We start from the raw sequence: 22917 nt of genomic DNA, 5'->3' as shown, positions 1-22917 counted from the left end.
GGAACGTCGGTTTTTTGCATCAGGGATTTCCCTCAACAGCCTGTCTTGGCCGTCACCTCAGCCAGCCGTAATGCAAGCGCCCACGCCGTGCGGAGTAAAATTGTTGCGACGACTAGAACCAACCCTCTACACATGACCGGAAACAACACGCTGCAAGCACGCAAGCAGCGCGAGATGGAGCAGCGGCGCAAGGACATCCTCAAGGTGGTCCGCAAGGTGGTGCTCAAGGAGGGCGCGCGCGAGCTGACGATGCGCAAGGTGGCGGAGCAGGCCGGGTTCTCCACCACGGTGGTCTATGCGCTGTTTGGGGATAAGGCCACGCTCATCGCCCATGCAATGGACGAAGACCTGCTCAAGCTCAACGCGCAGATGCAGCAGGCCGCCGCTCAGGGCGGCGACGCGCTGGACCGTGTGCGCCGCGTGTGCCGCGCCTATGTCGGCTATGGTCTGAAGAACCCCGAGCAATACGTGCTCGTCTTCATGGAACGGCGCCCCGCCGCACCGGTGGAAACCTCAAGCCTTGAGTTTGGCAATCCGGATCGGGACCCCTACGCGTTCGTCTACGGCATCGTGGCCGGGCTCGCCGAAGAAGGCTTCGTCACCGCAGACGAAGATGGCCTGCACCGCCTTACGCAGATACTCTGGGAAGGCATTCACGGCATGACGGCGCTGCGCATCGCCACCGGGGACGACCCCTGGATCCCGCGCATCAACGCGGAGTCACATCTGGAAACGCTGATCGACGTATTGCTGCTGGGCGTCGTGCAGCGTTTTCCGGGGCCGAAAGCGACTGCGGGAATCAAAGCGCTGATGACTGCTACGTAACACACGCGCCAGGGCTTGGCGGCCCCGCACGGTGTGCTATAATCGCGGGCTTCCGGAGAGATGGATGAGTGGTTGAAGTCGCACGCCTGGAAAGCGTGTATAGGTTAATAGCCTATCAGGGGTTCGAATCCCCTTCTCTCCGCCAGAACACAAATGCCCGCGCAAGCGGGCATTTCCATTTCTGCGGCACCTTTCCATCGCCCAAAAACAAAAGGCCCGGTCTCCCGACAAGGCCTTTTGCATCCCACCGCCGACACGTCTCGCGCGGTCGGCATCCCCTCGCGTAACTCAATGCAGCGTGGCTTGCGTCTCGCTCGTCAGCAGGGTCTGTGTAATCTGATCGCGAATCGACTGCGCTTTGAGCAACAGGCGCAGGGCAATATCGGCACCGCGGCTATTGGCCACGTGCTCGATAAACGCAGCGCGTGCGCGCTCATTCAATGTGGCAACGTGTGCGGCTTCTGACCACACCCGCCAGGCGGCGGGCTGACCGGCAAACTGCTCGCGGCGGCGAAGCAGGTCCGAGTCGATGGCAGCGGCAATCTCGACGTCTTGAATGGTGCGATTCATGATGGCCCCCTTGCTGTCTGTGCTGTTGTTGCGCTCTTCGTGTGGCGCCCTGTGCCGGGCGTGCAGCCTGAATATGCAACGTCCATGCCAACACCAATGCACCGCTCAATGCGCGCTTTTTGCATGCACGCATTGTCGTTTTGATCTGTTTGAAACACCCTGCTGTCGGGGCTTTGCGGGCAGTCTCCCTCCGTTGGTGGGGTGCAAAATCCTCATCTGAAAACGGCTGCATCCGGCCGCGCGTTACGCGGGACGTTACGTAACGCGCGGGGTGTTCCGCTACCCAATCCATGTATCGGACGGCGGCACGACGCCATCCGCGGATACAGCGCTCACAGGCATGCTTGGTGCTTTATCCGTGCGCCCAAGCCCGCTGGCGCGCGGTCGGTCGTGTCACCCACCCCTCTTCTGCGCCGGCCTCTTCGCTTGCTTCGCTTCCGGACCGGGAGCGACCGGCCGCATGCCGCCACCCTCGGCGCGCCGGCCATCCCCCCACACAACAAAAGCATTCAAGAGGAGACACCCCATGCAAGTGGGCAACCCACGCGTGCGGCACGGCCGCATGCTGACGTCAGCGCTGCTGTGCGCGGCGCTTTCGCTGCCGGGCTGCGGCGGCGGTGACAGCTCAGCCGTCGCCAACAGCATCCCCGCAGATTCAAACACCACGCAACCGACACAACCGGCGCAGCCCGCCGCAGTCAACTGGACCACGCTTGGTACGCGCGCCACACCGGCGCAGCCAGGCACGTCCATTACGAGCAACGCTGGCGCCAAGTGGGTCGACTACAACCCGCCCGCTCTGTATGCGGGCGTCGCGCGGCAGGCCATGCAGTACATCACCATGCCCGACGGCACGAAGCTCGCAGCGTATGTGACGTTGCCCGCCGATGCATCGGGCAAGGCCGCTGCGGGCACGTTCCCCACGGTGCTGGTGCAGACGTCGTACAACGGCGGCAACGCGCAATACGAAGCATCGATCGGTGCAGCGCTGGGCGCGGCCGATCCGTACATCGTCCAGCATGGCTATGCGACGGTGGTGGTGGATGTGCGCGGCACCGGCCAGTCGCAAGGCGCATGGGATGCCTTTGGCGCCGACGAACAAAGCGACTACGGCCATGTGGTCGACTGGGTGACACAGCAATCGTGGAACAACGGGGCGATCGGCCTTTACGGCGTGTCGTACCTCGGCATCACGACGGTCATCACGGCGGCGCAGAACCATCCGGCGGTCAAGGCGGCCTTCCCCATCGTGCCGATTGGCGACGGCTACCGCGACATCGTCTTCACGGGTGGCCAGACGAACCTGACCTTCATCCCGGCGTGGTTCGGTCTGGTTTCAGTGCTGAGCCTGACCGATCCGACGCTGGTGACAGACCCGACAATCGGTCTGCCTGCCGTGCTGCAACATCTGGTGTCTGCGGTCACGACGTTCCAGTTGCCGACCATGCTGCAGGCGCTGCTGGGCACGACGGCCACGGCCTATGACGGCGCGTTCTGGGCGACGCGTTCGCCGCTGGAAAACGACGGGAAGATCAACGTGCCGACTTTCGTGGTGGGCGGCCTGCACGATCTTTTCCAGCGCAGTGAACCGCTCACGTACGAGAGCATCAAGACGCAGGCGCCGGCCAAGCTGCTGATCGGCCCATGGACACATCTGCAGGCCGCGTTGGGCAGCGGGTTGCCCGTCGATGGCGTGCCGCCGCTGAACCACATTCAGCTGCAATGGTTCGACCAGTACGTCAAAGGCATGAACGTGGGCGCCGATGCGCTTCCCAACGTCACGCAATACGTGACCGGCCTCGGCCACTACACCACGGCCACGGACTGGCCCCATCCGCAGGTACAGGCGCAGCAACTCTTTCTGCGTGGCGACAAGAGCCTGTCGGCCACCGCGCCTGCGGCAAACGAAGCGTCCAACACGGTCGCACAGCTGCCGCTGAACGGCGCATGTTCGATCAGCCTGTCGCAATGGACCGCTGGATTGACCGGTTTCATCCCGCTGCCGTGCCAGACCGATGACACCATCGCCGAAGCCGCCGACGTGAAGTTCGAGACGCCACCCATGCCGGCCGATGTCTACCTCAACGGGCCGATCGAAGCGGACGTGTGGATCTCGACCACCGCGCTGGACGCCGGCGTCTCGGTACGCATTGACGACGTGGACGGAGCGGGCAATGTCACGCCGCTCACCGATGGCCTCCAGACGGCCTCGTTGCGTGCGGTGGACGCCAGCCGTTCGCGCACGATGAACGGCCTGATGATCCAGCCATGGCATCCGTTCACCCCAAGCTCAGTGCAGGCGCTCATGCCGGGTCAGGCCGTCATGGTGCCGGTGGAGTTGTTCCCGACGAGTGCGCTTATCGCCAAGGGCCACAAGCTGCGGGTGGCTGTGGGCGCAAGCAACCTCCCGCAAGGCGTGCCGCCGCTGCCCACGCTGCTCAACTCGCTGTTCGGCGTGCTGACGGTCTACAGCGATGCGGCCCATCCCTCGAAGGTTGTGCTGCCCGTGGTGCCCGCCACGGCGCTGTAGCAAGCACCCGTCCACGGTGATCTGACGGCCCGCTTCGCGGGCCGTTTTCTTTAGATACCAGGCACCACCAAAATATGTAATCCGGCAATTACATCCGTAAAACTACGCATCGCGAATACTGTAGTGAAAATATCGATATCTGAATATAAATAACGCAAATAGAGTAGAAAAACGTTGACGCCATCCAGCCTGCATAATCCATCTCACGATTCGAAACGAGGGCGCCCCAGCCCTTGTCAGGCAAGGTTTCATTAGCAAAACAACCGCCCTAATCCGCATTAAGTTAAAACGCTCAGAAGAATGTTATTCAGGATTTTCTTTTCAATGCCGATAACCCCGTGGAGACCGGAAAATCCAACCAGGGAAAATCGGTCACACCGTGACACAACCTGTCCCTTTCTTAACTACGCAGCCCTTGCGCATAACTAACGTGGTCGTCGACCGTCTTTCTCAAGCCGCTCCGGTGCGCGACCACATCTCAATTCATTCAGCAAACCGGAGGACGCTGTGAACCTTTTTCAGATGACCATCAAAGCCAAGCTCACAACGGGCTTTGGGGTGCTGGCAGCCATTGTTGTCGTGGTATCGGGCATGTCCCTGCGGGCGCTGTCCGAATCGACCGAAGGATTCTCGAACTACGTGCACGGCATCAGCGCCCGCGCCGATGTGGCAAACGACGTGCGCACGGCGGTGGATCGCCGCGCCATCGCCGCACGCAACCTGGTCCTCGTGGTCACGCCAAAAGATCTGGATCTGGAGAAGGCTGACGTCTTTCGTGCGCACGACGATGTGAAGAGCAAGCTCAAGCAGCTCAACGACATGATTGCGGGCGCCAAGGACGTCAACGATCGCGCCCGTACGTTGGTGGAAGACATCAACCGCGTGGAAGCCAAGTACGGCCCCGTGGCGACCGACATCGTCGGGCTGGCGCTGGCCGGCAAACACGACGAAGCCATCCAGAAGATGGACAACGAATGCCGCCCGCTGCTGGCCGCCCTCATCAAGACCACCGACGCGTATGCCACGTACACGCACGAGCGCCAGGAGCAGCTCGTGCAGGCGTATGAGGCGCAGTACGTCATGCAGCGCAATCTGCTGGCCGGCCTGTCGATCGGCGCGGTGCTGCTGGCAGTGATCTCCGGCATCATCATCACGCGCTCGATCACGCAGCCGATCCGCACGGCGGTGGAAGTCGCCCAGACGGTGGCGCGCGGTGATCTGAGCAGCCGCATCGATGTACAAGGCAAGGATGAGACGAGCCACCTGCTCTCTGCCCTGCGCGACATGAACGGCCGCTTGACGGAGATCGTCGACAAGGTGCGCGACAGCAGCAGCAGCGTGGCCGGCGCAGCCAAACAGATTGCAGCGGGCAATGCCGACCTGAGCCAGCGCACGGAAGCACAGGCATCGTCGTTGCAGGAAACGGCAGCCAGCATGGAAGAGCTGACTTCCACCGTGAAGCAGAACGCCGACAATGCTCAGCACGCCACCGCGCTCGCCTCCACTGCGTCCGAAGTGGCGCTCAAGGGCAGCACGGTCGTCAGCCAGGTCGTATCGACCATGCAGGACATCAGTGACCGTTCGAGCAAGATTGCCGACATCACCGGCATCATCGAAGGCATCGCATTCCAGACCAACATCCTCGCGCTGAATGCCGCCGTGGAAGCCGCACGCGCAGGCGAGCAGGGGCGCGGTTTTGCGGTGGTCGCCAGCGAGGTGCGCAGCCTGGCGCAGCGCTCGTCAACGGCGGCCAAGGAGATCAAGGAACTGATCGCCTCGTCGGTGGAGCGCATTCACGACGGCTCCACGCTGGCGGGCGAGGCCGGCGAGACCATGACGGAGGTCACGCAAGCCGTGGCCCGCGTCACGCACATCATGGAAGAAATTGCCGCCGCATCGGTCGAGCAGAAGCGCGGCATCGAACAAGTCAACCAGGCGATCTCCCAAATGGATGAAGTCACGCAGCGCAATGCGGCGCTGGTGGAAGAAGCCGCAGCCGCATCGCAATCGCTGCAGGACCAGGGGCAAGAGCTGAACGCGGCCATGTCCTTCTTCCGGGTCGATCCGCACGCCGCACGCGCCTGACCGGAGCACGCTCACCATAGCAGTTGTCGTCTCCAAGCTGTCATTACGCCCGCCGCCGAAAGGCCGCGGGCGTTTTCTCTTTTCTGTCCTGTGTCTTTCGTTAGGCCGTCGTTCGTGACTTCCGCTGCATTGGCGGGCTCGTACGCGCGACGCAAAGTGGACTGGCCCCGCGTGAGACAAGCGACGGGGCAAGCCGGGGCCGTGCACGGCCCGTCCTGGGACGAAAGCCACCATGCGACACAACAGCCCACACCTGCAACGCGGCTCGCTTTCTGCCTTCCTGCCGAGCATGCCATCCAACGACGGGAGGCTCGCATGATCCCGCTCGGCTTCGCGCATTGGCTGCGCCCGCGTGCGGCACCGCAGCCACAACCAATCCCGCCACTCGTTGAACAACTGCGTGAAGAATGCGAAGCGATGGCCCGCTACGCCCTGCATCACGGCTTGCCAGTCGCGCCAGAACTCATCGCCCAGCTCGGCCCGCTCATCGACCGCCAGATGCCGCCGCAGGCCACACCGCACCACGCGCTGGCAGCCATCCACCGCAAGCTTGCGGCCGCCATTGCACCGGCCACGCCGCAGGCCGTCACGCTGCTCGACACGCAGCATCGCAGCGATCATCCATTCCCATGGCTCGGTCCTGTGCCGTTGATCCGGCTGCTGACCAGCGCTGCGATCGTCTTCCTGATCGCCGTGATTGCCACCGGCATGTCGCCCGACGTATCGAGCGCAAACATCGACCGGGGCTTCCTCGACTCGGACGGCGCGCCCCTGTTATGGAACACGCTGTTCCTGCTGTTCTGCGCGGGGCTGGGCGCGTCGTTTGCCACGCTGTTTCAGGCACATCGCTATGTGGCCGCAGCCACCTACGACCCGAAGTACGACGCTTCCTACTGCGCACGGTTGATCCTCGGCGTGATTGCGGGGTTGATTCTGGTCGAGATGCTGCCGGCGCATCTGTTCGATGGCGGCAGCATGCACAACTTCGGGAAACCGACGCTGGCGATGCTGGGCGGTTTCTCTGCCACTGCTGTGCACCGGCTATTGCAGCGGCTGGTGGATGCGCTCGAAACACTCGTACGCGGCGACCGCTCGGCCGATGCCGACGCTGCCATGCAGACCTATCGCGCCCGCGCTGCCAGTGAGCGTACGCAGTGGCAAAGCGAACTCGCCGCAAACCTGATCGATCTGCAACAGACGTTGGATAGCAGCGCCTCGCCCGAGGCGATGCGCCAACGGCTGGCCGATTTCACACGCGCCATGCTTGCCGCCGGCGATCCGACGGTTTCTGCACCGGCTTCCAACCGCCCGTCCAAGGAGTGACCTCATGCTGTTCCTCTACAACATCCCCGCGTGGGCGATGGGCGCGATCATCGTCTTCGCCACGCTGTTCGTGGCATTGGGCGGCTATGTGCTATTCCGCCGCGTTCTTCCAGTCACGCTCGACGCCGAACAGCGCAACATGACCATCGCCATGATGACGGCCGTCACGACCATCAACTCGCTGCTGGTCGCCTTCTCGGCCATCTCGGTATGGGGTGCGTATCAAGCCGCCGCGGACATCGTGGCCGCCGAAGCTGCGTGTGCCACGGAACTTGCCCGCGATCTCTCGGCGTTCTCACACCCGAGCGCCACCACCGCGCGGCGCGAGCTGATCACGTATCTGGAGCATGTCGTCCACGACGAATGGCCGAGCATGCAGCAGCATGCGCGTCCTGATGCGGACACTGAGGCTGCGTTCAACAGCATGTTTGCCACGGCCAACCGCATCACGCCCCATGACGACCGTGAGCGCGTGCTGCTGATTGAAGTGCTCGCCCGCGTCAACGAGATGGTGAAGTACCGGGAGAAACGCCTGCAGAACCTGGAAGCCGCCATGCCCGGCACGCTTTGGGGCGTGATGCTCATCGCCAGCGGCCTGTCGTTGTTGCTGCTCTACGCGCTGCCGGCCACGCGGTTTCACATGGCGCTGGTGGCGGTGTGGGCGACCACGTTGGGCCTGGCGTTCTTTTTTGTGCTGGCCGTGGACCGGCCCTTTGCAGGCGAAGTCAGCGTCAGCGCGGCGCCGCTGGAGCGGTCTATCCAGACGCTATCGAACGACAAGCCGCAGGCGCATCCCTTGCCCGACTGAGCGCGCCGCCTCGCCGCGCTGCCCCCACTCGTGTTGTGGGCTGGCGGGAGAGGTCAGCCCCAGGGCCGGAGTTCCCACGCTTCGGCCCTGCCCTTTGCCGGCTCGTCGGGAGCCGGCTTTTTTTACTGCGGATCGCGAATGTAGCCGACGAGTTTGTCGATCACCGGCCGATTCGGCTTGGTCACGAGGCTCACGACAATCGCAGCGACAAAACCGGCCGGCACGCCGAACGCACCGGAGGCGATCGGGTCGACGCCAAACCACGGCTGGCCAAGCACGCCCGTCATGCGCGTGAAGAACGGGTAGTTGGCGATGATGTAGTACACGCTCACGGCCAGCCCCGTCAGCATGCCCGCGATGGCACCGGCACGATTGGTGCGTTTCCAGAACACGCCCAGCACCAATACCGGAAAGAAGCAGGACGCCGCCAACGAGAAAGCCGCCCCCACCAGAAAGAGGATGTTGCCCGGCTTCAGTGACGTCACATAAGCGGCCAGCAACGCCACCCCGAGCAACACCACCTTGGCGCTCGTCACGCGCCGCTGGTGGCTGGCCGTGTTGTCGATCATGTGGAAGTAGACGTCGTGCGACAGGGCGTTGGCAATCGTCAGCAGCAGGCCATCGGCAGTCGACAGCGCCGCTGCCAACGCGCCCGCTGCAATCAACCCGGACAACACGTACGGCAGCCCCGCAATTTCGGGCGCGGCCAGCACGATCATGTCTGGCTGCATCATCACCTCTGCCCACTGCACGATGCCGTCGCCGTTGATGTCATGCAGAGCAAACACGGGTGGGTCGACCTTGCGCCACGGCACGATCCACTGCGGCAGGTCAGCAAACGGCGCCCCGACCAGGTGCTGCAGCAAATCAAGCTTGACGAGGGCCGCCAGCGCTGGCGCCGACACATACAGCAGCGCCACGAAAACCAGCGTCCAACTCACGGAATTGCGTGTCTCGCGCACCGACGGCGTGGTGTGAAAGCGCGTGAGGATGTGCGGCAGGCTGGCCGTGCCGACCATCAGGCAAAACACCAGGAGCACAAAGTTCAGCCGCTCGGTGCCACGCTCGTTTTGCGACGCCGACGGAAATGGCTCAGTGGATGGCGGCGCCATGCGGCTGCGTGCCAGCGCGTCTTCGCGCTGCTGGTTCCAGAGGATCGACGCGGCGGCCGCATCGGGCGGAAATTCTTCGCGCTGGCGCTCCAGAGACTTGATCTCGCGCAGTGGCGCATTACGTTCGCGTGCAAGCCTGAGCTGCGTATTCAGTGTTTCCCGCGCATGCTCGAACGACTGCGGCAGTTGCGAGATGCGCTCCTGCAGCGCCTGCGCCTCGCTCAGGAACTGGTCGCGCACGTGCTGCTCGGCAGGGTCGTGCGCGATGCGCCGTTCCTCTTTCTCGATCTGCAGCAGCATGCGGCCCGTCGAAAGCTGCGGTACCGGATCGTGATACCGATGCCAGCCGATGATCGACACCACGCCCAGAAACGACGCGATCATGATGATGTACTGCGCCACCTGGGTCCACGTCACGGCACGCATGCCGCCCAAGAACGAACAGACCAGAATGCCCGCCAGCCCGAAGAACACGCCCACCGAAAACTCGACGCCGATAAAACGCGTGACCACCAGCCCCACACCTTGAATCTGCGCAACGAGGTAGACGAACGAACACAGCGTCGCGCCCAGCACCGCGATGCCGCGCACGACAGAACTGCCGCCGCGCTCGCCGTTGCCGTAGCGATTGGCCAGGAAATCCGGCACCGTGTAACCACCGAACTTGCGCAAGTACGGCGCCAAAAGGAAAGCGACCAGGCAGTAGCCGCCCGTCCAGCCCATCACGTAAGCGAGGCCCTCGTAGCCCGAGGCGAACACGATGCCCGCAAGGCCGATGAACGAGGCGGCGCTCATCCAGTCGGCCGCCGTGGCCATGCCGTTGAAGAGCGCCGGCACGCGGCGCCCTGCCACGTAATACTCGGTCAGATCGGCCGTGCGGCAGATCAGCCCGATGCACGCATAGATGGCGATGGTGACGAACAGGAACACGTAGCCGAGCCACACGCCCGGCCCACGCACACGCTCGATCGCGCCCATCATCACGATGAAGAGCAGCAGCCCTACGGTATAGAGCCCGTAATAGAGAAACAGCCGCTTGCGAAAGCGGCTGTCTTGTTGGGAGTCGGCGGCCAAGGTTGGCGACCAGCGCTGGGGGTTAGCGCGTTTCCTTCAGTTGATCGAGAATGGCCGGGTTCTCGAGCGTGGACGTGTCCTGCGTAATGTCCTCGCCCTTGGCCAGCGAACGCAACAGGCGGCGCATGATCTTGCCCGAGCGCGTCTTGGGCAGGTTGTCGCCAAAGCGGATGTCCTTCGGCTTGGCGATCGGCCCGATCTCCTTGCCGACCCAGTTGCGCAGCTCGTTGGCGATCTGTTTGGCTTCGTCGCCATCGGGGCGCGAGCGCTTGAGCACCACGAACGCGCAGATGGCTTCACCGGTCATGTCGTCGGGGCGGCCCACCACGGCGGCCTCCGCAACAATCGGGTTCGCCACCAGCGCCGATTCGATCTCCATCGTGCCCATGCGGTGGCCCGAGACGTTCAGCACGTCATCAATGCGGCCCATGATGGTGAAGTAGCCGGTGTCCTTGTCGCGGATGGAGCCATCGCCCGCCAGATACAACTTGCCCCCCAGCTCTTCCGGGAAGTAGCTCTTCTTGAAGCGCTCCGGGTCGCCCCAGATGTTGCGGATCATCGACGGCCACGGACGCTTGACGACCAGGATGCCGCCCTGCCCGTTCGGCACGTCGTGCCCGGTTTCATCGACGATGGCAGCCATGATGCCCGGCAGCGGCAGCGTGCATGAGCCCGGCACCAGGGGCGTGGCCCCCGGCAGCGGCGTCATCATGTGGCCGCCGGTCTCGGTCTGCCAGAACGTATCGACGATCGGGCAACGTCCGCCACCAATGTTCGTGTGGTACCACATCCAGGCTTCCGGGTTGATCGGCTCGCCCACGGTGCCGAGCAGGCGCAGGCTGGAGAGATCGTACTGCTTGGGGTGGACCTTCTCGTCCGCTTCGGCGGCCTTGATCAACGAGCGGATCGCCGTCGGTGCGGTGTAGAACGTGTTGACCTTGTGACGCTGGATCATGTCCCAGAAGCGGCCGGCGTTCGGATACGTCGGCACACCTTCGAACACGACCTGCGTGGCACCGGCCGCGAGCGGGCCGTACGCGATGTAGCTGTGGCCCGTCACCCAGCCGATATCGGCTGTACACCAGAAGATGTCGTCGGGTTTCAGGTCGAACGCCCACTGCATGGTGAGCAACGTCCACAGCAGGTAGCCGCCCGTGCTGTGCTGCACGCCCTTCGGCTTGCCGGTCGAACCCGAGGTGTAGAGGATGAACAGCGGATGCTCCGCGCCCACCGGCGTCACTTCGCAGGTATCGGGCTGGCCGGCTTCGACCTCGTCCATCGCGCGGTCGCGGCCTTCCACCCAGTTCACGTTGCCGTTGGTGCGGCGGTAGACGATGACGTGCTTGACGGCGTCGGTGCCTTCCATGGCGAGCGCTTCATCGGCGATGGCCTTGAGCGGCAGCGCCTTGCCACCACGCATCTGTTCGTCGGCCGTGATAAGCGCCACGGCGCCCACGTCGACGATGCGTTCCTGCAGCGACTTGGCCGAGAACCCGCCGAACACCACCGAGTGCGTCGCACCGATGCGCGCGCACGCCTGCATGGCGACGATGCCTTCGATCGACATCGGCATGTAGATCACGACGCGGTCGCCCTTCTTGATGCCCAGGGCCTTCAGGCCATTGGCGAAGCGGCAGACGCGTGCGTGAAGTTCGCGGTAAGTGACACGCGATACCTTGCCATCGTCGGTCTCGAAAATGATGGCGACCTTGTCGGCGTTGCCGTTCTCAAGGTTGCGTTCGAGGCAGTTGTACGAAGCGTTGAGCTCGCCGTCTTCAAACCACTTGTAGAACGGTGCGTTGGACTCATCCAGCACCTTGCTGAAGGGCTTGTGCCACAGCAGATGCTCGTGTGCGAGGCGCGCCCAGAAGCCTTCGTAATCGTGCTCGGCTTCGGCACACAGCGCACGGTACGCATCCATGCCGGCGATGTTTGCCTGTTTGACAAAGGATTCGGGCGGGTCGAACACGCGCGTTTCCTGCAGGACAGATTCAATGCCAGCCATGGTGTCTCCTGATAGCGATGTCTGTAGTCGTTTTGCGGCGAATCTAAGGGGCTGACCTGACTCCAGCCTTACGCATTTCTGCACCGCAAACCGACGTGAAGGGCATTACTATAATGCGTCACTTCATGTTACGGCACGCATCGCAACGCAACATAGTCGGCCAGAGAGCCGCGTCCCGTGCCGGTTTCCACTGATTCCTCATCGTGCCCATCCACGCCCTTTTCCTGATTGCTGCCATGGCATTGGTCGGTAGCAACGTCGGTTTCGGCAAATCGATCGTCGCCGTCATGCCGGTGATGTTGTTTGCACTGCTGCGCTTTCTGATTGCCATCGTCTGCATGGCGCCGTGGTACAGGCCGTCGCGCATGCGCCGTGTGACGCGCGGCGAGTGGACCAACCTCTTCCTCCAAGCGTTCTTCGGTACCTTCGGATTCACGCTGCTGATGCTCAACGGCGTGCGACTGACCTCGGCGCTGGCTGCAGGCATCATCACCAGCACGATCCCGGCCGCGGTGGCGCTGCTGTCGTGGCTCGTGCTGCGTGAGAAGCCATCCGGGCGCACGCTGGTGTCAGTGGTGCTGGCCGTGGCGGGCGTCGCCATTCTCAACGCCTATCGCGGAGGCGAGTCTTCGGGCGCGGCGCCTGCCGATGCCGCGCAAGCGCTGCTGGGCAATGCGCTGGTGATGGGCGCGGTGTTATGCGAGTCGATCTACGTCATTCTGTCGCGGCGACTGACGCAAACGTTGCCCGCCATCGAGATCTGCGCCTACACGCACCTGATTGGCGGCCTGCTGATGCTGCCGCTGGGGTTGGTGCCCCTGCTCACCTTCGATCTGTCGGGCGTGCCGTTGCCCATCTGGGGCCTTGTGCTCTGGTATGCGCTGTCGGCCAGCATCTTCTCGTTCTGGCTGTGGATGAAAGGCATCCGGCACGTGCCGGCGCATCTGGCGGGCGTGTTCACCTCGGTGCTGCCGATTGCGGCAGCCACCTACGGCATCGTCGCGCTGGGCGAAACGCCTGGCTGGCCGCATGGCATTGCGCTGGCGTGCGTGGTGGCGGGCATCCTCGTGGCGAGCTGGCCTGCACGGCCACGCCCGACGATGCGGCGCGGGCGGCAGCGCGGCCGAGCGGTCGATCCGCTGGACCCGCTGGACCCGTCGCTCGATCACGAATAAAGCACATCGCAAGCGTTTTCCTGTAAGCGATGTTGTAATCACGGAACGTTACAATCACGCGGTTTTTCGACCATCCGCTCCGTCCCGCTCCGCCAATGAAGTCACCCATCGCCCCGCTGCGCCCAATTCCGCGCCTGATCTTCTTTTCCCGCTGGCTGCAACTGCCGCTTTACCTGGGGCTGATCATCGCCCAGGCCGCATATGTGTATCTGTTCGTCGTCGAGGTCTGGCACCTGGTTGCGCACCTGGGGGAGATGGATGAAACCAAGATCATGCTGGCCGTGCTGGGGCTGATTGACGTGGTGATGATCTCCAACCTGCTGATCATGGTGATCATCGGCGGGTACGACATCTTCGTGTCCAAGCTCGGCATTGAGGGACATGAAGATGAGCCCGAATGGCTGGATCACGTCAACGCGGGCGTACTGAAGGTGAAGCTGTCGATGGCGCTGATCAGCATCTCGTCAATCCACCTGCTCAAGACGTTCATCGACGCGGCCCAGAAAGACACGCACACGATCCTGTGGCAGGTTGCGATCCACATGGCGTTCCTGGTGTCTGCGCTGGTGATGGCCTGGGTTGACCGCATCGTTTCGCATGCGCATCCGCACGGCGAGGCTGCCGACGCACATTGACGCTGCGCCCTTGCTGGCGCGGCGATTCCGACGAACGCGCTCGGACAATCCGCGCCCGACATTGGGTGTATGATTTCAGGCTGTTCTGAGCCTGCGGCGCCCGCCGTCCAGGTCACAGGCAGGGAGTGAAGGTCACCGACCACTGCCCTGCCGCACCGGCTTTTCATTCCTATACGTTGGTCCCCCACCATGACCGTCATTCGTCAAGAAGACCTCATCCAGAGCGTCGCCGACGCGCTGCAGTACATCAGCTATTACCACCCGATGGACTACATCACTGCTCTGGGCCGCGCCTATGAGCAGGAGCAGAGCCCGGCGGCCAAGGATGCCATTGCGCAGATCCTGACCAACAGCCGCATGTGCGCCGAAGGCAAGCGCCCGATCTGCCAGGACACCGGCATCGTCACCGTGTTCCTGAAGGTCGGCATGAACGTGCGCTGGGACGGCGCCACGATGAGCCTGGAAGACATGGTCAACGAAGGCGTGCGCCGCGCGTACAACGACGTCGACAACAAGCTGCGCGCCAGCGTGCTGGCGGATCCGGCCGGCAAGCGCACCAACACGAAGGACAACACCCCGGCCGTGATCAACATGTCGATCGTGCCGGGCGACACGGTGGATGTGATCGTCGCAGCCAAGGGCGGCGGCTCCGAAGCCAAGTCGAAGTTCGTGATGCTGAATCCGTCTGACTCGATCGTCGACTGGGTGCTCAAGACCGTGCCGACCATGGGCGCCGGCTGGTGCCCGCCGGGCATGCTGGGCATCGGCATTGGCGGCACGGCTGAAAAGGCCATGCTGCTGGCCAAGGAAGCCCTGATGGAGCCGATCGACATTCAGGACCTGATCGCCCGCGGCCCGAGCAACCGCGCTGAAGAGCTGCGCATCGAGCTGTACGAAAAGGTCAACGCGCTGGGCATTGGCGCGCAAGGCCTGGGTGGCCTGGCCACCGTGCTCGACGTGAAGATCCTGGACTACCCGACCCACGCAGCCAACCTGCCGGTCGCGATGATCCCGAACTGCGCTGCCACACGCCACGCGCACTTCACGCTGGACGGCAGCGGCGTCGCCAAGCTGGAAGCGCCGGATCTGTCGCAATGGCCGAAGGTCGAGTGGGCACCGAACACGGAAACGTCGAAGCGCGTGGATCTGAACACGCTCACGCCGGAAGAAGTCGCCTCGTGGAAGCCGGGCCAGACGCTGCTGCTCAACGGCAAGATGCTGACGGGCCGCGATGCCGCACACAAGCGCATCGCCGACATGCTGGCCAAGGGCGAGAAGCTGCCCATCGACTTCACCAACCGCGTGATCTACTACGTCGGCCCGGTCGACCCGGTGCGCGATGAAGTCGTTGGCCCGGCAGGCCCGACCACGGCCACGCGCATGGACAAGTTCACCGAGACGATGCTCGCCCAGACGGGCCTGATTGCCATGGTGGGCAAGGCCGAGCGCGGCCCGGTCGCCATCGAGTCCATCAAGAAGCACAAGTCGGCTTACCTCATGGCCGTGGGCGGCGCGGCGTACCTGGTGTCAAAGGCCATCCGCGGTTCGAAGGTGCTGGCGTTCGAAGACCTGGGCATGGAAGCCATCTACGAATTCGACGTGAAGGACATGCCTGTCACCGTGGCCGTGGACAGCTCGGGCACATCGGTCCACAAGACCGGCCCGGCGGAATGGCAAGCGAAGATTGGCAAGATTCCCGTCGCAGCAGGCTGATCCGTTCACGCGATATGACGACATGCGCGCAGGCACCGGTCGGGGTCTTTGATTCCGGCCTCGGAGGGCTCTCCGTCCTGCGCGCGATTCGTGCCGAACTGCCGGCCGAATCGCTTCTCTACCTGGCGGATTCCCGCCATGCCCCGTACGGGGAAAAATCTCCCGAATACATTGCCGACCGCACGCTGCAAGTGTGCGAATGGCTGGTCAATCAAGGCTGCAAGGCACTGGTGATCGCGTGCAATACCGCCACGGCGCAGGCCGTGCACGTGCTGCGCGAAAAGCTGGCGGTGCCGGTGATTGGCGTCGAGCCGGGCCTAAAGCCAGCGGTTGCCACGTCGAAGAGCCGTGTGGTTGGCGTGCTCGCCACCGAAAGCACGCTGCGCAGCGAGAAATTTGCACGCCTGCTGGCGGCTGCCTCCGGCGATTGCAAGGTGCTGAGCCAACCCGGTTACGGCCTCGTCCCCCTGATCGAGCGCGGCGATACCCACTCGCCTGCGGTGCTCGAGCTGCTGCAGGCCTATCTGCAGCCGATGCTGGACGCGCATGCCGACACGCTGGTGCTCGGCTGCACGCACTACCCGTTCCTGGAAGACGCCATCCGCGAGATTGCGGGCGACCGGCTGACATTGATCGACACCGGTCACGCCGTCGCGCGCCATCTGGGCCGCACACTGGCAGCAGCGGAATTGCAGGCATCCGGCCAAGCCGCGTCGCCACGCTTCATGAGCACCGGCGACGTGCTTCCGCTGCAAGCCATGGTGGCTGCATTGCTGGGAGAAGCGCCGATGGCACAGCGCGTCGATATTGGCGATATGCCCCTGAGCCCAGCCGTGGCATCGCTCGCTTCTCAACCGGAATAACGCCGCTCAGATACAACAACGCCGCCCTGAAAGGCGGCGCTGTCATCTTGGCCTAAGGTCAGCCGACGGTCGGCTGCACTGCGGTTTCTGCGGCCTCTTCCGCCGCTTCCTCTTCTGCCGGCTCATACTTCGCCACCACGGCCGTGGCCAGGCTGTTGCCGATCACGTTGGTGGCCGTGCGGCCCATGTCGAAGAACTGGTCGATGCCGATGATCAGCAGCAGACCCGCTTCCGGCAGGTGGAACATCGGCAGCGTGGCCGCCACCACCACCAGCGAGGCACGCGCCACGCCGGCCATCCCCTTGCTCGTGAGCATCAGCACCAGCAGCAGGGTGACCTGTTGGGTGAAGCTCATCTCGATGTTGTAGGCCTGTGCGATGAACAGCACCGCAAACGCCTGATACATCATCGAGCCGTCCAGGTTGAACGAATACCCCAGCGGCAGCACGAAGCTCGAAATGCGCTTGGGCACGCCAAAGCGGTCGAGCGCCTCGATCGTCTTCGGGTAGGCGGATTCGCTGCTTGCCGTAGCGAACGCCAGCAGCGTCGGCTCGCGAATCAGCCCCAGCAAGCGGCCCAGCGAACGACCCAGCAGCAGGTAGCCGACAAAGAACAGGATCGCCCACAGCAACGCCAGGCCCAGGTAGAACTCGCCGATCAGCTTGCCGTAGGTCCACAGCACGCCCACGCCTTCCACCGTGATGGCGGCGGCCATGGCGGCAAATACGCCCAGCGGTGCGAAACGCATCACGTAGTCGGTAATGCGGAACATCAGCTTGGTCAGCTCTTCCAGGCCACGGCCGATCACGCTGTCCATCGGGTTCTTCATGGTCGACAGCGCAGCGCCGAAGAACAGCGAGAACACCAGGATCTGCAGGATCTCGTTGGTGGCCATGGCTTCCACGATGCTGCGCGGGAACACGTGCGTGATGAAGGCCTTGAGGGTGAAGTCACCGGTCTTCAGGCCCGACGTGGCCGACACGTCCGGCAGGGCGAGGTTCATGTGCACCCCCGGCTGGAAGAAGTTGACTAGCAGCATGCCTAGCGCCAGTGACGTAGCCGATGCGCACACAAACCAGATCATCGCGCGCAGGCCCACGCGACCGACCGAGCGGCCGCCGCTCATGCTCGCCAGGCCCGTCACCAGGGTCGAGAACACCAGCGGTGCAATGATCATCTTGATCATGCGCAGGAAGATGTCGGTGATGATGCTGAAGTACGAAGCGATGTCCTTGGCCGCCGCAGCGTCCTTGGCATATTCGTGGCAACCCCAGCCGACGGCAATGCCCAGCAGCATTGCCAGCCCGATATGGGAGGTCAGACGTTTGGTGTTCAAGACTTTCTCCAAGGAATATCGTGGCCGGAGGGACGGCGCGCGACAGACGCGGATCTCATGGGGCCAAGGGCCGGCCCAACTTCGTCACGCTTTGTAAAAAGCGACGATATTAGAGAAGCGCATGGCGATCTTTATGTCGATGTTGCATGGCACCATGCAATTTCTGCATACATTGATATGGTGCCGTTGACACCCTGCTGCAATGCCGCACGGGCAGTGGAACCAGCCGGTGAGAGGCGGATTGTTGAGCCGCACGCAATGCCGTCACGGCGTACCAACAAGCGCCGTTTCCAGCACATCAAATGCGACGCCTGCACCACGTCAGCCGCTGATACCATCATCGACTTACGCTACCGACCGGAGTCCCGCGATGAAAATGGCGCCGTTTGCCTTCGGCACGACCGACTGGTCCGCCGTTGAACCTACCGAACACACCGGCGAGACCGGCATGGCGATCTGGCGCACCCGCTACTTTGGCGACGAACCGAACCGCATCCGCGTGCGCATGGTCGAGTACACGCCCGGCTACCTGGCTGACCATTGGTGCAAGAAGGGCCATATCCTGTTCTGTCTGGATGGCGAACTGGAAACCACACTGGAAGATGGCCGCAAGTTCACCCTCACGCCCGGCATGAGCTATCAGGTGGGCGACGATGCTGAAGCCCATCAGTCGTACACCAAGAACGGCGCCCGGCTGTTCATCGTCGACTGACAGCGACACGACCATTCTGCGTCGCAAATGACCCCGGTTGACCGGGGTCAAGCGATTTAAGAATCAAGGTCTTTAGGGCTCACCGACCACAATATGTAGTGCTAGTCTGGCTCCATACCACTAGATGGAGTACCTCATGACGGGCACACAGGTCACCAAGCAAGTCACCAAGCGCGACGGTTCATTGGCTCCGTTTGACGCGCAAAAGATCCGCCAGGCCATCGCGGCAGCCGGACAGGCCACCGGCGAATTCGACACCGTCGAAGCGCAGCGCCTGACCACGGGCGTGCTCGAACATCTCGCCTCGCTCCCCTGCCCCGGTATCGAAATCATCCAGAACTGCGTGGAAGAGGTGCTGGTCGACGCCGGCTATTGGCGCACCGCGCGTGCCTACATCGTCTACCGCGAGCAGCACGCCCGGCTGCGTTCGCTCAAGCACACGCTGGTCGATGTCGAGAGCACGATGGACGAATACCTCGAGCAGCGCGACTGGCGGGTCAATGCCAACGCCAATCAGGGGTACAGCCTTGGCGGCCTGATCCTGAACGTGGCGGGCAAGGTCACGGCCAACTACTGGCTCTCGCATGTCTACAGCCCCGAGGCGGGCGCAGCGCATCGCGAGGGCGACCTCCACATCCACGATCTCGACATGCTGTCGGGCTACTGCGCAGGCTGGTCGCTGCGGCAGTTGCTGACGGAGGGATTCAACGGCGTGCCGGGCAAGGTGGAAGCGACGCCACCGCGGCATATGTCCGCAGCCATCGGGCAGATCGTCAACTTTCTCGGGACGCTGCAGAACGAATGGGCCGGCGCACAGGCGTTCAGTTCGTTCGATACGTACATGGCGCCGTTCATTCGCCGCGACGGGATGTCGTATGCGGGGGTCAAGCAGTCCATGCAGGAGCTGATCTACAACCTGAACGTGCCGAGCCGCTGGGGGACGCAAACGCCATTCACCAACCTCACTTTCGACTGGACTTGCCCAGCGGACCTGCGCGAGCAGATTCCGTACATCGGCGGCGAAGAGATGCCCTTCACCTACGGCGATCTCCAGCCCGAAATGGACATGATCAACCGCGCGTACATCGAGGTCATGATGGCGGGCGATGCAAAGGACCGCGCGTTCACGTTTCCGATTCCCACCTACAACATCACGCCGGATTTCGATTGGGAGCACCCCAACACCACGCTGCTGTTTGAGATGACAGCACGCTACGGGCTGCCCTACTTTCAGAACTTCCTGAATTCCGATCTAGAGCCACACATGGTGCGCTCGATGTGCTGCCGCCTGCAGCTGGACCTGCGTGAACTGCTCAAGCGCGGCAACGGGTTGTTTGGCTCGGCTGAACAGACCGGTTCCATTGGGGTGGTGACGGTGAATTGCGCGCGATTGGGTTATCTCTACGCGGGCGATGAGGCGGCGCTGCTGGCGCGGCTTGATACGCTGCTCGCTCTCGGCCGCGACGTACTGGAAGTCAAACGCAAGTTCGTCCAACGGCTGATCGACCAGGGGCTGTATCCGTACACGCGCCGCTACCTGGGCACGCTGCGCAACCACTTCAGCACGCTCGGCGTGAATGGCATCAACGAGATGGTGCGCAACTTCACGCACGATGCCGACGACATCACCACGCCATTCGGTCACGCCATGGCGGTGCGCCTGCTCGACCACGTGCGCCAGCGCATGACCGAATTCCAGGAAGCAACGGGGCACCTGTACAACCTCGAAGCCACGCCCGCAGAGGGCACGACCTACCGCTTCGCCCGCGAAGACCGCAAGCGCTGGCCGGGCATCCTGCAGGCCGGTACGACAGAACAGCCGTACTACACCAACTCCAGCCAGCTGCCCGTCGGCTACACGGACGACCCGTTCGAAGCACTGGCGCGCCAGGAAGCGCTGCAGAGCAAGTACACGGGCGGCACGGTGCTGCACCTGTACATGAACGAAGCGATCTCCTCGCCGCAGGCGTGCAAGGAACTCGTTCGGCGCGCGCTCGCGAACTTCCGCCTGCCGTACATCACCATTACCCCTACGTTTTCAATCTGCCCGAAGCACGGCTACCTGTCCGGCCATCACGCGTTCTGTCCGAAATGCGATGCAGAACTGCTGGCTCAGCAGCCTAGCGGCAAGTGCGGCTGCACAACGGCGGGCACTCCAGGTTCTTCCACCCACCTCCATCACGAAGGAGCCTCCGTATGAGCACCGTTGCACACACCGCTAACCTCACCGTTGCACTCGACGACAACCAGCGCACGCGCTGCGAAGTCTGGACCCGCGTGATGGGTTATCACCGGCCCGTCAGCTCGTTCAACATCGGCAAGCAAGGGGAATTCTGTGAACGCCGCTTCTTTGTTGAAGACCGCGCCCGCTGAGCTACCGCACTGCCCGCCGCCGGCCATCGGCGGCCTGGCACCGTTTTCCAGCGTCGACTGGCCCGGGCGGCTTGCGGCAGTGGTGTTTGTGGCCGGCTGCCCGTGGCGCTGTCATTACTGCCACAACCCGCACCTGCAAACGCGTGCACGCACGCTGGATTGGGATGATGTTTTCGCGTTTCTGCAGCGTCGCGTTGGGCTGCTTGATGCGGTTGTCTTTTCCGGCGGTGAACCGCTGAGCGAGCCGCAACTGCCGCAACTGATGCGCGACGTGCGTGCGCTGGGCTACAAGGTTGGCCTGCACACCGGCGGCATTTATCCGGCGCGCCTGGCCGACGTACTGCCGCTGGTGGACTGGGTGGGGCTCGACATCAAGACCAGCGCACCGCGCTACGATGCGCTCACAGGCCGCCGCGGCAGCGCTGCGCCCGTCGATGCTTGCCTGGATCTTCTGCTGCACAACGGCGGCGCATTCGAGTGCCGCACCACGTGGCACCCCGACTGGCTGCCCGAGCCGCAGCTTCTTGCGCTGGCGCAAAACCTCAGCCAGCGCGGCGTGAAACACTACGCATTACAAGCCTACCGAAGTGCCCCCGGAACCCCGGCCATCACGCTGCCCAGCGAGGGCACCCAGCGCGCATTGGCCGCCTGTTTTTCTTCTTTCTGTTGCCGGTGACACCATGCAAGACCCCCTCAATGTGGGCGATCTGCTCAAGCACAGCCCGCTGTTCCTGGACTTCGACGACGATGACATGGCTGTGCTCACGCGCGACAGCCACGCAGTGCGCGTGTTGCGGCACGACTTCGCGTTTCATCGTGGCGATCGTGCCGATGGTTTCTATGTCGTGGTGGTCGGCGCGATCAAGCTCGTGTTGCCGGGCGCGCACGGCCAATGCAAGGTCATCGAGTTCTTCGGGCCCGGCGAGTGCTTTGGCGAGCCCTTCATGTTCCTGAACCGGCCCTACGCCGCAGATGCGCAAGCCATGGAAGACAGCCTGCTGGTCTGGATCGACAAGCGCGCCATCGACGATGCACTGCACGTGCATCCGCGGCTTGCGCGGCGGATGCTCGCGGGGCTGTCCTCGCGCCTGCACACGCTGATGTGCGACATCGAAACCGTGAACCTGCAAAGTGCCAATGAACGGCTGATCGGGTATTTGCTCTCGCTGCCGCGCAAGTTTGACCGCACGCGATTTCCATGCAGCAAGAGCCTTGTCGCGTCCAAGCTGGGGCTGGCGCCGGCCACGCTTTCCCGCACGCTGCGGCAGTTGATTCGCGACGGACTGATCCGCGTGGAAGGCCGCGAGGTTGTCATCCCGAACACCACGGCGTTGCAACGTCAGCTCAGCGCGGGATAAAAGCGGGAAGCCAATGCAGATCAATCGCCTGCGGTGTCGAGGCGATGCTGGAGCGTGTTGACGGCGTTATCCACCAGCGCGGCGGCGGCAGTCAATTCATCGTCGCTGCAATCGGCGTGATAACGCTTCTTGGCGCCGCACCGGTTGAGCACGAGGTGAATGTCCGGCGCCACGCCCGCCGTTGCCAGGCAGGCCTTGACGCACGCCAGCGCGCAACCGTCGAGCCCGAGAATAGGCCTCCCGCTGCGCGCTGTCTTGACGAGCGCGCGCACCCCGCCGCCGACACCGCTGATGCAAGACATCTCTGCCCTGCCTGCACGGTCCAGATCGACGGCCAGGCGGTTTGCCGCTTGCGCCACGCTTGAACAACCCGAGCATGCATAGACGAGCGGCAATGCACGTGATGACATGGCACCCCTC

The 22917-nt window shown here is 63.3% G+C and carries 19 protein-coding genes and 1 tRNA gene; 15 read left to right on the top strand and 5 right to left on the bottom strand.

Annotation, left to right across the window (positions count from 1 at the left end; all coding sequences use genetic code 11):
* Window positions 1–132: 132 nt before the first annotated feature.
* Both NG898_RS04565 and NG898_RS04560 read left to right on the top strand, forming a co-directional pair.
* Window positions 133–825 carry a TetR/AcrR family transcriptional regulator gene (locus tag NG898_RS04565; RefSeq protein WP_252691255.1) on the top strand — a complete coding sequence of 231 codons (693 nt, stop codon included), beginning with the start codon at window positions 133–135 and terminating at the stop codon, window positions 823–825.
* A gap of 54 nt (window positions 826–879) precedes the next feature.
* A tRNA-Ser gene (locus tag NG898_RS04560) sits at window positions 880–970 on the top strand.
* Between the two features lie 143 nt (window positions 971–1113).
* Here NG898_RS04560 and NG898_RS04555 read toward each other — a convergent pair.
* Window positions 1114–1395 (bottom strand): DUF7696 family protein, encoded by a 282-nt coding sequence (locus tag NG898_RS04555; protein ID WP_252691254.1) that lies wholly within the window; start codon window positions 1393–1395, stop codon window positions 1114–1116.
* Window positions 1396–1921: 526 nt separating this feature from the next.
* On the opposite strand from NG898_RS04555, the gene NG898_RS04550 reads away from it, so the two are divergent.
* The 4 genes from NG898_RS04550 to NG898_RS04535 all read left to right on the top strand — a co-directional run bounded on the left by NG898_RS04550 (window position 1922) and on the right by NG898_RS04535 (window position 8141).
* Window positions 1922–3925 (top strand): CocE/NonD family hydrolase, encoded by a 2004-nt coding sequence (locus tag NG898_RS04550; RefSeq protein ID WP_252691253.1) that lies wholly within the window; start codon window positions 1922–1924, stop codon window positions 3923–3925.
* Window positions 3926–4447: 522 nt separating this feature from the next.
* Window positions 4448–6010 (top strand): methyl-accepting chemotaxis protein, encoded by a 1563-nt coding sequence (locus NG898_RS04545; protein WP_252691619.1) that lies wholly within the window; start codon window positions 4448–4450, stop codon window positions 6008–6010.
* 315 nt (window positions 6011–6325) lie between these two features.
* Window positions 6326–7333 carry a hypothetical protein gene (locus NG898_RS04540; RefSeq protein WP_252691252.1) on the top strand — a complete coding sequence of 336 codons (1008 nt, stop codon included), beginning with the start codon at window positions 6326–6328 and terminating at the stop codon, window positions 7331–7333.
* 4 nt (window positions 7334–7337) lie between these two features.
* On the top strand, window positions 7338–8141 hold the full coding sequence (locus tag NG898_RS04535) for a bestrophin-like domain (RefSeq protein WP_252691251.1): 804 nt from the start codon (window positions 7338–7340) through the stop codon (window positions 8139–8141).
* Between the two features lie 122 nt (window positions 8142–8263).
* Here the strand turns inward: NG898_RS04535 and NG898_RS04530 are convergent, their stop codons facing one another.
* Together NG898_RS04530 and acs are read right to left on the bottom strand one after the other, a co-directional pair.
* Window positions 8264–10327: a sodium:solute symporter family protein gene (locus NG898_RS04530; protein ID WP_252691250.1), complete on the bottom strand. Its 2064-nt coding sequence runs from the start codon at window positions 10325–10327 to the stop codon at window positions 8264–8266.
* Between the two features lie 22 nt (window positions 10328–10349).
* Window positions 10350–12332 carry an acetate--CoA ligase gene (gene acs / locus NG898_RS04525; RefSeq protein ID WP_252691249.1) on the bottom strand — a complete coding sequence of 661 codons (1983 nt, stop codon included), beginning with the start codon at window positions 12330–12332 and terminating at the stop codon, window positions 10350–10352.
* Window positions 12333–12535: 203 nt separating this feature from the next.
* On the opposite strand from acs, the gene NG898_RS04520 reads away from it, so the two are divergent.
* From NG898_RS04520 to murI, 4 genes are all read left to right on the top strand, one after another.
* Entirely contained in the window at window positions 12536–13507 is a 972-nt protein-coding gene (locus tag NG898_RS04520) for a DMT family transporter (RefSeq protein WP_260771818.1), read from the top strand.
* 95 nt (window positions 13508–13602) lie between these two features.
* Window positions 13603–14142 carry a TIGR00645 family protein gene (locus NG898_RS04515; RefSeq protein ID WP_252691248.1) on the top strand — a complete coding sequence of 180 codons (540 nt, stop codon included), beginning with the start codon at window positions 13603–13605 and terminating at the stop codon, window positions 14140–14142.
* Window positions 14143–14331: 189 nt separating this feature from the next.
* The gene (locus tag NG898_RS04510; protein WP_004634356.1) at window positions 14332–15855 is read left to right on the top strand and encodes a fumarate hydratase; all 1524 of its coding nucleotides are present in this window, start codon (window positions 14332–14334) and stop codon (window positions 15853–15855) included.
* Window positions 15856–15869: 14 nt separating this feature from the next.
* Window positions 15870–16718, top strand: coding sequence for a glutamate racemase (gene murI, locus NG898_RS04505; protein ID WP_252691247.1), 849 nt, complete (start codon window positions 15870–15872; stop codon window positions 16716–16718).
* Between the two features lie 58 nt (window positions 16719–16776).
* On the opposite strand, the gene NG898_RS04500 is transcribed toward murI, so the two are convergent.
* Entirely contained in the window at window positions 16777–18054 is a 1278-nt protein-coding gene (locus tag NG898_RS04500; RefSeq protein WP_252691246.1) for a dicarboxylate/amino acid:cation symporter, read from the bottom strand.
* A gap of 370 nt (window positions 18055–18424) precedes the next feature.
* On the opposite strand from NG898_RS04500, the gene NG898_RS04495 reads away from it, so the two are divergent.
* The 5 genes from NG898_RS04495 (at window position 18425) to NG898_RS04475 (ending at window position 22497) form a co-directional block, all read left to right on the top strand.
* Complete coding sequence (locus NG898_RS04495) at window positions 18425–18766, top strand: DHCW motif cupin fold protein (RefSeq protein WP_252691245.1); 342 nt, start codon at window positions 18425–18427, stop codon at window positions 18764–18766.
* A 136-nt stretch (window positions 18767–18902) separates the two neighbouring features.
* Complete coding sequence (locus NG898_RS04490) at window positions 18903–20966, top strand: ribonucleoside triphosphate reductase (protein ID WP_252691244.1); 2064 nt, start codon at window positions 18903–18905, stop codon at window positions 20964–20966.
* Entirely contained in the window at window positions 20963–21139 is a 177-nt protein-coding gene (gene nrdD, locus NG898_RS04485) for an anaerobic ribonucleoside-triphosphate reductase (RefSeq protein WP_252691243.1), read from the top strand. The genes NG898_RS04490 and nrdD overlap by 4 nt, the downstream gene beginning before the upstream one ends.
* Window positions 21102–21815, top strand: coding sequence for an anaerobic ribonucleoside-triphosphate reductase activating protein (locus tag NG898_RS04480; protein ID WP_252691242.1), 714 nt, complete (start codon window positions 21102–21104; stop codon window positions 21813–21815). The genes nrdD and NG898_RS04480 overlap by 38 nt, the downstream gene beginning before the upstream one ends.
* Window positions 21816–21819: 4 nt before the next feature.
* Entirely contained in the window at window positions 21820–22497 is a 678-nt protein-coding gene (locus NG898_RS04475; protein ID WP_252691241.1) for a Crp/Fnr family transcriptional regulator, read from the top strand.
* 20 nt (window positions 22498–22517) lie between these two features.
* On the opposite strand, the gene NG898_RS04470 is transcribed toward NG898_RS04475, so the two are convergent.
* A complete protein-coding gene (locus NG898_RS04470; RefSeq protein ID WP_252691240.1) occupies window positions 22518–22907 on the bottom strand; it encodes a putative zinc-binding protein in 390 nt (129 codons plus the stop codon).
* Window positions 22908–22917 lie beyond the last annotated feature (10 nt).

This window comes from Ralstonia mojiangensis (assembly GCF_023955645.1).
Classification (GTDB): domain Bacteria; phylum Pseudomonadota; class Gammaproteobacteria; order Burkholderiales; family Burkholderiaceae; genus Ralstonia; species Ralstonia mojiangensis.
This window is presented reverse-complemented; position numbering and strand designations above follow the sequence as displayed.